The sequence below is a fragment of the Xanthomonas hortorum genome (assembly GCF_011305375.1).
Classification (GTDB): Bacteria; Pseudomonadota; Gammaproteobacteria; order Xanthomonadales; family Xanthomonadaceae; genus Xanthomonas; species Xanthomonas hortorum_E.
Genome location: NZ_VCME01000012.1, coordinates 1 through 12,137, shown reverse-complemented (window position 1 = coordinate 12,137; position 12,137 = coordinate 1). Strand labels below are relative to the sequence as shown.

The 12,137-nt window shown below is 57.9% G+C and carries 7 protein-coding genes; 3 read left to right on the top strand and 4 right to left on the bottom strand.

Annotated features, from left to right (window positions below; translation table 11 throughout):
- The first annotated feature begins 26 nt into the window (after window positions 1–26).
- The gene (locus FFY45_RS12705; protein ID WP_176340714.1) at window positions 27–176 is read left to right on the top strand and encodes a hypothetical protein; all 150 of its coding nucleotides are present in this window, start codon (window positions 27–29) and stop codon (window positions 174–176) included.
- 346 nt (window positions 177–522) lie between these two features.
- Here FFY45_RS12705 and FFY45_RS12700 read toward each other — a convergent pair whose 3' ends face one another.
- A complete protein-coding gene (locus tag FFY45_RS12700; protein ID WP_176340713.1) occupies window positions 523–4,317 on the bottom strand; it encodes an nSTAND3 domain-containing NTPase in 3,795 nt (1,264 codons plus the stop codon).
- Window positions 4,318–4,717: 400 nt separating this feature from the next.
- Window positions 4,718–5,431, bottom strand: a complete 714-nt coding sequence (locus FFY45_RS12695; protein WP_176340712.1) for a 3'-5' exonuclease — start codon at window positions 5,429–5,431, stop codon at window positions 4,718–4,720.
- Window positions 5,432–5,647: 216 nt separating this feature from the next.
- Between FFY45_RS12695 and FFY45_RS12690 the strand changes: the two genes are divergently transcribed.
- Window positions 5,648–6,811: an AlbA family DNA-binding domain-containing protein gene (locus tag FFY45_RS12690; RefSeq protein ID WP_176340711.1), complete on the top strand. Its 1,164-nt coding sequence runs from the start codon at window positions 5,648–5,650 to the stop codon at window positions 6,809–6,811.
- A 394-nt stretch (window positions 6,812–7,205) separates the two neighbouring features.
- Here FFY45_RS12690 and FFY45_RS21955 read toward each other — a convergent pair whose 3' ends face one another.
- Window positions 7,206–9,998, bottom strand: a complete 2,793-nt coding sequence (locus FFY45_RS21955; protein WP_217902560.1) for an SEC-C metal-binding domain-containing protein — start codon at window positions 9,996–9,998, stop codon at window positions 7,206–7,208.
- A 246-nt stretch (window positions 9,999–10,244) separates the two neighbouring features.
- Window positions 10,245–11,753 carry a hypothetical protein gene (locus tag FFY45_RS12680; RefSeq protein ID WP_176340710.1) on the bottom strand — a complete coding sequence of 503 codons (1,509 nt, stop codon included), beginning with the start codon at window positions 11,751–11,753 and terminating at the stop codon, window positions 10,245–10,247.
- A gap of 137 nt (window positions 11,754–11,890) precedes the next feature.
- Between FFY45_RS12680 and FFY45_RS12675 the strand changes: the two genes are divergently transcribed.
- A partial coding sequence (locus FFY45_RS12675; protein WP_176340709.1) for a transposase occupies window positions 11,891–12,137 on the top strand: 247 nt, incomplete at its 3' end.

Genomic DNA, 12,137 nt, shown 5'->3' with positions numbered 1-12,137 from the left:
AGACGGCGCCTATCCCCAGGCCAACATTGAAACTGTGGCTGCGCATCGCCGCCGCGATTCTGATCAACAACGTCGACCACTACCTGCACGTTCACGGCTTCCTGCATGTGCAACACGGGCGTGGACGCTGGCACTGGCCCTCGACGCCCCCTATTCTGAACAGGTTCGGGACCTGAAAACCTAGATTTCCAAGGAAAGTGGGGCGAATGTCCCGATAGTCTGGTTGATGGCAGTTCTGCCCCGCCTCCGACCTGAGCGAGCGGCGGCGATCGCTCCCGTGACCGACGCGGAGTACGCCGTGGATCACTTGCGGCCTGTGGGACGCTAGACCGGAATGGATGATCCCGAAGGACCAGTTCGCCTATCCCATGCATCCCTAACGCCAAGCGGCGAGGAGTCTGATCGGCTAATGGTTACCCCCTCTTCCCGCCATCGTCCAACCTTCGGGACTCCCTGCGGCGCGAGTGGATGATGAGGGACGACCTCAATCAATCGACCTCGCGGAACCGCCGAATCGGACGCTCACCGATACCCGAACGTCCATCCTTCAAGCGCGACGTCGTGATACTCACGCCTGTGCTGCATTTCTCCAATGAGTCTAGTGCGGTAAGCTTCGACGAACTGATATAGCTCACTTTCCGACTGTCCTGAGTGCATGAGCAAGCGCTGCACGCGAATGCACGTTGCATGCATCACCGGACCCTGTCCGCGAAAAATTCCGCTCAGAAATTCCGCAACCTTGGTCTCCAGCTCTTCAGATCTGGGGAGCTGCAGCATGCGCTTTACCAGCATCAGCAAGGTGGTATCGATCGGAAGCTTATTCAGAAACTCCGTGAGGTGCTCCCCAGAAAGGAATCTTGCAGCGTCGGAAATCTCATCAAGGTAAGAGTTAGCAGCCCCTGCCATGCGTTCAATCCACTGCGACCGAACTGAAGGCTCACTCGCCTGCTCTAGCAGGAAGTGCCACGCCTTCGGCATGTCGTCGCATCGATCCAACAGCGCAGCGAACATCTGCTCGAACACCGGTTCCCAGGACGAGGGCTGCCAACCCTGCAGCAGCCCCAGGACCCGATCATCATCACCGCTGTAAGAGATATGTCGCCACGCAAACGGAAAGAATGGATCATCTGGATCCAGGGCAATCAACTCAAGCTCCTGATCAAGGTAGCCAATCGACTGTCCAGAAAGCTCGAGGACGTGGAACTCATTGGTGTCTGACGCATACATTCCGATACTCGCCCGAAGCACGTCCGAAGGCAGACGCTCTCGCAGCTTCTTGTTGTTATCCAGGTCCCATCCGCGCATGCGAAACAGTTCGTCGCGCAGACCGGAATCAAGATGACGCCGCGTGAGTAGCACAGCACTGAGCCAAAGCGAGTCCGAGCGAGGCTCTGAAAGCAGCTCCTTGATCACTGCCTGCTCGTCAACCGATAACTGAGGCCACATATCAGAAAGTTCCGCGAGCACCCGAGCCGGAACGGCCGTGCCTGGCACATCCAGGAGATCTCGGATCAAGCCCGTGCGCGACGCGCCGGGGGGCAAGAACTCCACGATGAGCTCGGCGACCGTCATCTCATACGCAGTTGGCGATCTAACTCCGTTGATCCGCTTCACAAGTCCAACCCATTCCGCGCAGATCGCCACCATGTCTGCGTGGCTCAAATGTGGCGCAGAGCGAGACACAATTCCGTGCAGCCGCGCGTCACTGAACTTGACAGTGCCGGGCAGGTGCTTAAGGACAGTAGGCAGGAGGCGCCCAAGCAGCCCCCATGCCTCGAACTTATGCGTCTTATCGAGAACCAAGCACCACGAAATCAAGACTGCCGATGAGTAGGGATTTGACCAAGCAGGAACCAACGTGGACATAACCCGGTCAAGCCGATCTTGAGAGACTTTCGCCCAGCTGTCGCGCAGTGCAGTAAGCGCTTCACTCAGCACCTGCGGATGGCGCTCCGCAGCGATTCGTGTGATCACCAGATCATCATGATCCCGATGCTCGCGGAGCCATGACGAAATCGCTCTGGCTCGTATAGATGCCTCATCGTAGCTAAGGAGACGATGCATGTAATCAAGCGTCATCTCTTTCGGGTTCTGATCGAAGAACTTCGCTCCCTCCCACGCAACTTCCGCGGAGCATCGAACAGAATCGTCTTCCATGAACGCTCGCACCATTGCGGCGTCAGTCGCATCGAAGATTGACGATAGCGACGAAGGAACACTCAGCATCCCACTACCGTCGACCTTGGACAGTGTCGCCTCACCGTAAGTCCATGACACGTCACTGAGGGACACGAACGATGCTTGGCGTATCCAGCTCTGCACGTCGTCGAGCTTCGCGCCCACCTCATCCATGCGGCTGACCAAGAATGAGAAGCAGACGTCGCGAGTCGAGATGAAGATTGATCCGAGACCTCGCTCTGCTACGCGGAATAACGCCTCCAAGCCGTCTCCCTTCACATGCTCAGCGAGCCAGGCGAGATTCTTGGCAGCCGCTTTCGCCGTGTGCGGGGAGAGACACAGCAGCGACTTTTCAATCAGCGCCAGGAGGTCTTGTCGATCCAAGGTAGAAGAAAAATCGACAAGCGACTCAGATGCAGCGCGAAACACCGGGTGCACCAAGGAGATCTGTTGGCCCGGAGAGACTTCCACGATGCCTCTGCGCTCGAGATTCCTGACAAAAGCGCGATGCGTCTCAGCAAGTTCAGGCACAGGCGCGTAGCTGGCTAAGCCGGAGGGCGCACGCACGCTTTCATCCAGCCTCCAGTTCGATTCCTTGCCGCTGACCTCCACATAGCCAGGCAGGTCAGTCCTGCCCTGGCTCGTCAAAAACGCGAGCTCATCCATTGCCAAGGAGATTCCTGGCGCCGTTCCAATCGCCAGCACTTGAAGCAGGCTCGCTGATGTCTCGGCGGCTAACGCTCGCCCCAGATCGGATGCATCTTCCTTCGCGAGCCTCAGTGCTTTCTCCAGCGTTGGCGTCTCACCCAGGCGGTCGGAGTTGAGCGCCAAGTAACTCAGGAATCCGGGTTCCAGCGTTACCTCGCTTCCGCCAATCGCATCTAGAACTGACTGATAGAGCGCGCCCGACACTTTTCCGCGACTGCCGAGGTCCTGCCATAGCTTCGTCGCAAGCTCAGCAGAATGTGCATCCAGATCGACCCAGACATGACTGTGCAATCGAGCGCCCGAGAGTGAGCTCGTGTTGAACACACCAAAGATCCGGTCCTTCGCCTGCACGACGATGAGCAGCTTCGCAGCGTTTGCTCGCGGCACCAAGTCCTTGAGTTGTGCGAGCTCCTGAGCGGCATTCTGAACAGGATGCGTGCCTCCGAAAGGGTCGTCCAGGATGGCAACGCGCCAAGCTCTCGCACCATCGAGAAGGAACCGAGAAGCTTCGAGCACGCTGAAGCATTCCTTGGCTTCATAACCCTTCACCTGGAGCTTTGAAGCCAAGTCGCGCGCCGTAAACGTCTTTCCTGTCCGAGGAGATCCTGAGAGCAAGAGCACGTGCGACGCTAAGAGATCCGCCAACATCTGGTCTTCCAAACCACGCGATACATAGTCACTGGGCCGCATCGTGGATGGCGCGTAGCGCTCGATCACATCACAGATGGAGGCCAGCACATCGATGCGATCTCCTTTAGCGCCCTGAACTCGCTCTCTCATCTCGCCGATCGCATGCGCAGCAGATCCAGTAGGCACGCCCAACTCCGCCAGCGTGTTCACTATGCGCGTTTTCACGTCCTCCGACGTTTGCTGCTCTAGGATCAAGACCCGGCCCAGCGCTGAGCGAAGAGCGGCCTGATCAATTTCAGCGGCCGTCTTGATCAGGTGCGCACGACGTGCTCGCCAGAGCGCCGTGTCGTCCTCGGCGAGAGTTCCGAGCGCGCGCGCGTAATCTCTCCGGAATGCGTCGGCACTGGGCGCCGAAACGCTCCGCTGCAGGATGTCCTCCGGCATTCGTTTGATCAGAAATGACGACACGGCATCCACACAGCGGCCGGAAATAACGAAGAGCGCAAACCGCCCTTTGTCTTCGATGAGCCGATCCAGAAGAGTGTTCTCCCCTTTCCGATCGGGGAAGTGAGCAAGATGGCTGGCGAGCTTGGCCAGATCTAGTGCGCTCTCGCTCCCCTTGACCTGCACTTCGACCGTTGCGGCAGCGCCAAGGCAAGCGAACTCCAGCTGACCGTCCTCGCCACCTACAGGCTCCGCGAACATCTGAACCCTGTCGAGGCTTCTGGAGCGAAGCGCGATGTCAATGCAGACCAGGTCTTGGAACTCAAATTTCTCAGGGGCGATGATTGCGATACTCATTGCCAGATTGTAGTCAACGAAACGCGCTTGACATCCGTCGGGGCGCGAGTTAAGTGCTGGCGCATCCGTCCCGAGTCAACCAAGTCGTTGGCTGCGGCGCACAGGATCTGCCTCGCCTAATCACCTTGTCAGCCTGCCTCCGCGTGATCAGCGCCACTTCTGCCGCAGGCCGCACGGAAACCCATGAAATGGATATCCATAAGTGCGCTGTTGCTGTGCCCGAAATCTCAAATTTCCGCGCGAATTCAGGTCGAAATGAAAAGTCGGATGGTCAGCGCGTGAGTCGTGGCGGACCGCTAGGATCTGGCTGGGCACTGCGCGGCGCGGGTCCGCTCGAAAAACCGCGCCCTGGCATTCATCGGACTAGCGGTCAGTAGCGCTTGAGCCTCTCCGGCGCCATTCACGCGTGGTCAGTGCAGCCGAGGGAGGTTGGCCTTGGCTTTGCAGCCTTCTCGAAACCTCGAGCAGCCAAGGAATGGACCGTGGCGGCCGTTCTTCTGCTGGATACGTCCCTTCTTGCAGACCGGGCAGCGATCCCCGATGTGCACGGGCACCGTGATTCGCTGCGGCTGACTTCTCTTTGGCTCGGCTTGGCGCGTGCCCCACGCTTGCTTGCGCGTAAAGTCGCATCCGGGAAGCGGCTGCACCCTAAAAATGCGCCGCGCTGACCACCGTGAAGCGTCAGCACGCCCGCGCCGCATTGGGGACGCGGTTCCAGCGCGTCCCCGTCAATCGGCTGGATCGTGAGCACTTCCCGCTTCGCCAGTTCAACGAGAAACTGGGAGGGCTGCGCGAGCAAGGTGTAAAAGCGCACCTGTTTGCGCGCGCGGGGCATGGCTACGTAAAACAGCCGACGCTCCTCCGCGAAGGGGAACGGGTCCGGGGCCGGCATCGCCAGCTGCAGCGCTGGGTCGTCTTGGATCTGGCTCGGAAACCCGCGCGTGCCCTGGACCACGTTGAGCACGAACACATACTCCGCTTCGAGCCCCTTGGAGCTGTGCGCCGTGCTAAATTCGATCCGGAGTCGAGCGCCAAAGCGCCGCTGCCAGCTTGTCGCCCAAAGCGACAATCTCGAGGATTTCCTCATCAAGTATGGCGCCCAGTTCGAGAACATCGGCGCCACCTAGGGTATTGTTGCCTTGACGTCGAGCTAAGGGATCGATGTGGCGACTGCGGATGAGATCATCGCGATGTTCGCGGAGTGCAGCTTGTCCAAAAGCGCAGAGGCGTTTTGCCGAACACTTGCGGCCGCATTGGAGCGCGTGAGAAATGCGAGCGACGCCGCGTCGTCGCCCCACACACCGTTAACGAGCACTGAAAGGACCGCGGGATGCTGGCCGACGCGCTGCTGGAAGAGTTGCGGAGCAGAGGAGAAGGTTCTGACCTGGACTACAAGGCCGAGCGCTATGTGTTCGCCAAAGCCACTGCGGAGCAGAAGTCCGAGCTGCTCAAGGACATCCTGGCCCTGGCTAACACGCAGCGCAGCGGCAACGCCTACCTGCTGATGGGCTTCAGGGAGAACCCGCCGTATCCGGCGGAAGTGATCGACCTTCCTGCTGACGGCGCCATCGACGATTCCAGGCTCCAGCAGTTCGTGAATGAGAAGCTGGAGACCAAGCTGGTCTTCAGGTACGAGGAGCAGTTGTTCGACGGCAAGCACATCGCCGTCATCACCGTCCCCAAGCAGCCCAGGCCGTTCTACCTCACCAAGAGGTTCGGCAACTTGGAAGCCAACACGGTCTATGTCCGCCGCGGGAGCTCGACAGGCATCGCCACTCCTCGCGAGATCTACCGCATGGGGGTGGCCGATCAGTCCAGGGGCGAGGCCCTGCTCGACCTGGCCGTGCTGGATGAGAAGAATCAGCCGCTGGCCGACCATTTCCAGCGGACATTCTTGATGTTCGAGGAATTGCCCGACTACAAGCGCTATCAACCGCCCGCCTACCTGGCCGCTCCGAACTACAACCTGGAGAACCGGAACTACTGGCGCGAGGGCGCCGAGTACTTCCAAGCTGAGAACCGTCTCGTCCGGATCCGGCTGGAGTTGGCAAATCGCTCCAACTACCCCTTGAGCGCCGTCAAGCTAGAGGTCACCTGGATCACCGACGCCGGCCAGAGCTATAGGATGCTGACCGAGTCGGAGGTTCCCGACCTGCCGGTGCACGAGTGGCACCTCCGGCCTCTCAGCGTAAGGGATGGTTCAACTGGGGTGGATGAGGAAGGGATGCATCCCGTGTTCAATTGTCACTTGGGCAACGTCCGCCCCGGCGAGAACCGCCGGATGGGTGAGGATCTAATCCTTTTGCCCGCAGGACCCGGCAGTTACACCATGAAAGTGCGGATTCTGGCCAACGAGCTGGACACGCCGCAGGTTATCAAACGTGTGCTTGAGGTGCGGGGAGAGTCCAGGCACTTGAGCTTCGACGAGCTTGAAGAGTTACTGGACAACGACAAAGACGGACGCGAAGCGATTTCAAAAAGTGAAGACGTTTAACGCCGATTCGTCTTGGACTAGGCAATTGGCACAATTATTTTCGGCCCGAGTCTGATGGTTGCCTCCTGTAGTAGGGAGTTCAGTCGATTCAGGCCATGAGCGGTGCTTCTTGCCCGTGAACTAGCGACCTCTCTGGGTCGAGAGATGTCCCTCCCTACCCTCGATAAATTGACCTAATCCCCGGTCCCGCCGCTGTCTGCTTAAGCCCCATCGCGTAAACAGGTCAAGGACTGGGGACAGATAATGCTATCAGCTTTGGGCTCAGGCATAAGCGATGTCACCTCACCAGACTCGATTGGGTGCATCAGCCCCGAACTGGCGATTGAAATGGTTGGGGGGGGGCGGGAGCCTACTGATTGCCCTTGAGCAGCATCTGGCTCAGCCAACTCAGATGTCATGCGCCGTGGCATCTCTTATATTTTCTTCCGGATCCACATATACACGGCTCATTGCGTCCGACTTTTCGATCAATCACAGCCGCACCTCCCATCAAGGCCCGTCTGACGTACGCAGCGCCGAAAGTCCGCAATCCTAATATCAACTCTTTCTGGGTTTCCAGCTCACTGCGTTGGTTCGGCAACAGGCCACGGCCATAGGCTTCCAGCCTAGCGACCTCTGCCTCTGCGGCACCGTACTCCCCACAATAAGCCAGTACGACTGCATACTGTCCACGAACGGATAGCATGCGCTCCATCATGCCAAAGTCCTTAATGGCAGGCAGCACGTGCTGCTCGATGACTTCGCGGGAGCCATGATAGTCGCCGCGCTCAATGAACTCATCGACGAGGTCTTGGCCAACGCTTATGAGAGAATTTACTGCAGTCGCAAGTCCATAGAACTTCATTGCGTGTATGCGAGCGAACACCGCATCTTTGCCAAGCGAATTTGTTGCCTGTGCGAGCAAAACTAAAGAGTCAGCTAGATGCTTTAGATCATCAGTAAGACTTGGAGTTGACTGAAGCTTCTCGAAAATCGCTGCGTTGCTCGCCATCAGAACATCACCAGGAGAAAGCCCAAGTTGGACGTAGTACTCCTCGACGATCTTCTCTGCCCGCTGCCGGGCCTCGTGGTGAAAGCCTATCTTCTGGAGCGCTAAAGCAATGTTGTAGCGCACGATTCGCAGATGTTCGGGATCAACTGGTGAAAGCGCTTCTATTCTCTCGATCGACTCACCCACAGCTTCGACGTTTCCTTGTGCGGATTCCAAGATCATACGTTTGAGCAGGGCGACCATTCTCTCGCGCTCTCCTAATCCGCTTTCGACAACAAGCGCCTCCATAGCCCTGATGTGGAACTCGACCTGCTCAAAATCACCTGATTTCATGCGCGCAAATGCTAGTCCATCGTGCGCGTGGAAACGCTGCTCTGGATCGATAGCGGTATCCAGTCCCGCATCTTCCAAAGCGGCCCAAATGCCTCCGTCAACTCCCAACTCGTGAAACCACTCCTCTGTTGCGACATCGAGCAAGGTGTCGAGCTCCTGAAGCTTGACTAAAGTGCGAATTAGTAGTCGGAATCGCGATGTGTCGCTGCGTGTTTCAAGCGATTGAAGAAGCAGCTCCTTCAATGCTCGCCAAGTCTTGGCAGACATCTCCCCTGAGAACGCAGCGAACCTGCGCATACCCAAGAGCCGGAACGCGTCATGGATCTGCAGGCGCCGATCACTGAAGATTCGAACTACACCGATCGGATAAAGCTGCCGTACGCTTTCAGCGAGCGTAGCGGCGTTTTGATCGAGCACCGAACCGACCAGACATGCGGCTTCGTTCTGATGTAAGGGTACGTCGCAGAGACTCAGAACCGATACGCAGTCGCGCGTGGATTCTGGCAAAGCATCGAAGACCCTGGCCAAAATCTGCTCTTGGGTAGTCTCAGCAAGGTGCGCACTGGCTTCGAGCGCTGAGCAGAGCGCTCCAACAACATTCTGGTACTGTGAGGCAACTAGCTGCACTGCAGTACGGACATAAAGAGGTAGGCCTCCAGTCAAAGCAAGGAGTCGACGAAGATCGCTTACCGTAGCCGTCAGATCAAGAGCGTGCGCCTCTTGCGCAATCTGATCGAGCCTCCAGCCCTCTAAACGCTCCTGCTCAACAGCAAGTATCCCTTCCAGTTCGTTGACATCTCGCGTAGGCTGCGCTAACAGCACGAAACTAACGTGCGCTGCAGTCCTAGTCAACATTCGGAGGTCTTCAACCGGAACTCGATGTGCGTTGTCTATAATCACCACGCCATCAATTCCGTGCTCGGCAAGGAACTGATCCAAAGCCCTCAACGATTCGATTCCGGTTGCTCCCGGAAGCAGCGCTTTCCGAAGTCCGTCTGACCCAGGCGCCGCCCACTGTGCCCCGAGCTCCCGCACGAGGCTGGCTGCGATCGCGGGGCCTGGCATGTCGCCGACGTCAAAGTAGGCGCAATGGCCAGTCGCGTGCGTAGCAACGTGAGAGGCCCAAGCGGTTTTTCCAGCACCAGAGAGTCCGCTGATGATGCGAACTCGCGCATCGCTAATGAAGAGAGGTTCGTTCTCCTGGGGACGGTAGGTCTCAGGCGGCGCCGGAAATGGCTGTAATTGAACGATTAACTGTTCGAAAATTTCGGGCAGGTTCGCTACTTCAAAGCTGTGCCCTGGCGCTTGCCCGGCCGCCGCCAGCATTACCAATCCAGCCAGCTTCCAAGTTAGCGTAGCCGGTGGAATCGTAAGTAAGGGCAGCGTGGTGGCCCGCTCGGCGCACCATGTTAGCGCCTCAATCACGGATGGCCACGCCGGCGGGAGACAAGCCAGTCCGCCTGGACTCTCGGGAGTTACTAACAGGGCGCCATATGGCAATCCTGGAACTTGAACGAGCTGACTTAGCTCCGGACCTGCAGGCACATTGGCAACGATAGCGAACGAGGCGGCGCCAGAGCGCTGACCTGAACTGTGCGCATTTCGCAGCTCCTCAAAGCGAGCAAGCGCACCAGAAATGTCGCTCCAAATAAGGGGCGTGGAGCGTGTCTTGACTTGAATGTAGATCCGATCGCCTGACTCAAACTCAATCTCGACATCCTCGTCGAACTCGGCAGTGATCGAGCGCACATGACTGCCTGCAGCCAAGAGGAGGCAACCGACCGTGTATAAATGCTGATACAAGAAGCCACGGTGCACAGCCTCGATACGGGCGAGCTGGCGAGGATCTAATACTGCAAACATGGAATATCCTGTGATGCGTTCTGGCTCAGTGCCCTATTCCGAGTGATTGAGCTCGCATCCTGAAATAGCGCAGGTGCGCAATGCATCTCTATCATTCTTGCGAGTGCGCCCCTATGAAGATTGCATGCGTTGATTTGGAAGAACTCCTTCCCTGCCTTCGATAAATCGATCTAATCCAGCTCCGTCCCGATGTCTTTTACTGGCCCCAAGCGGAAGCTCCCCAAGTCGCCCTAGTCTCGCTCTTACTCAAGGCCTTCCTGCGTCGGCGCGAACATCCCGCTCCGCCTTGAGAGATAAGGCATGCTTGAGTAGGTGGTGGAAGTTGTAGCTTTGATATGTCAGATTTCTTAAAAATCCGAGTCGCTCGAAGAATTCGGCCGGCCCTTGGATTCCATCGAGCAACCCAAAAAGCTGCGGGGCACTCAGGAACCAGTTACCGAAGGAGAAGGGGTCCTTCCCCTGAAAGCCAAGCTCTTCCCAAATCTGCAGGTGTCCGGTGAGCTTTGGCAGCACCTTTTCGTTCAACTTTTTGAACTGACCCTTGAAGGTGTCTTGGATTGCAGGGTCGATCGCTTCGTAGCGAGCATTCAACATCGGCCACATCAGCTTTGAGATCGCAGTGTGGTCCTGGAAAAAACCAAAGTCGTACAGGGACAAAGCGATGCGATTGACGGTCTGGCCTGTCCACGTCAAGGTGTGATTCACCTTGCGAGTTTCCTTATCGTAAAGCTCAAGCTCGCCGTGCTTTCGCAACTGCATCTCATGCCCAAAAGACTGCTCCATCGCCGCAACAACGCTGCCGGCGAGCGAGAGCAGCACGTCGACGTCATTGCCGTTGGCGGCGTTTCGAGTGAGGGCCTTGGCCTTGGATTCAATGAAAGCCAGATTGCCAGGCTCGTCGATAACAATGTCGCACTCGCCATGAACCTTTGGCGTGTCGTAGTCGCCGGTGTGAATCGCAATGCCGTGCTGTGCGAACTCAAGTCGAATGAGGGCCTCGGCCCCTGCGCCAATCACCGTGCCCTGGAACGTGTCGGCACCTTCGTACCCGCGCACGGCACTGAGCACCGCCTCCACCATGGCCGGGCCGGCCACGGAGCGATCTATGACGATGGCGCGCTTTCCATCCAGCCGGATCAATGGGCGCAGGTACAGACTGTTGCCTGGGCCGATTAGCGGATCTGCGCCGCGCACGGTCTGATCGGTGGGACGGGAGAACTGCGAGTTTGGGCCCGTGGAGGGGTGCGATAGCACGTCGAACAGGATGTGCTTGGCTAGCAGAGGCGCCACGCCCGGAACGGTCTTGGCGATGTGCCGAAGGTCAAGAGTGACCGGACCGCGGCAATCTCCTATGGCCCGGTATAGCTGATCAATGACGGCGAATACGTCATTTGTCGTCCAACCGGGACCGTAAGCTTTGTCAGAGGGAATCTCGGCCAGCAACGGCCGAAGCATGCGCAGCACATCGCTCGAGCGTAGTTGCGGAAAGGTGTAAATCGAGTCGTAGAGCGCTCGCCTCGTCAACGTGGCAACGAGCTTGTCGGTCGGGATCTGCGCAAAGATCGGCGGCGTGTAGTCCTGGACGTCATGGACGGCGGCAAAATCCGTTGCTAGGCCGACAAGCTCTTGCCAAATCTCGTTGGAAGGTCTGCGACTGTTGCGGCGGCAGAGGTGCTTGGCGCTCAAGGCGATGAGGTAACCCCAAGGGAAGTCTGGCTCAGGCGGGCGCCCAACCCTCGTATCCCTGACGATCATGTAGCGCTCCAAGTTGGCGTCATACGTTGCAATGGCCTTTCAAAATATGTGTAGGAGCCGGTTTGTAGCTCTAAGGAACCTCTGAACAACGCACCATAGATACGTGACACTACCCGCCTCATGTTGAGGAGTAATCCATGCAACTGACGTTCGGCGACGCTGAAGGCCTGGGCAAGCGCAAGCAGACCCGACGGGAGATCTTCCTGGCCGAGATGGAGCAGGTCGTTCCGTGGCAGCACTTGCTCGGTCTGATCGCACCGCACTATCCGGTGTCGGGACGCCCAGGTCGGCAGCCATACGCACTGGCGACGATGTTGCGGATTCATTTGCTGCAGCAGTGGTATGCGTTGAGCGATCCGGCGATGGAAGAAGCGCTGCACGAGA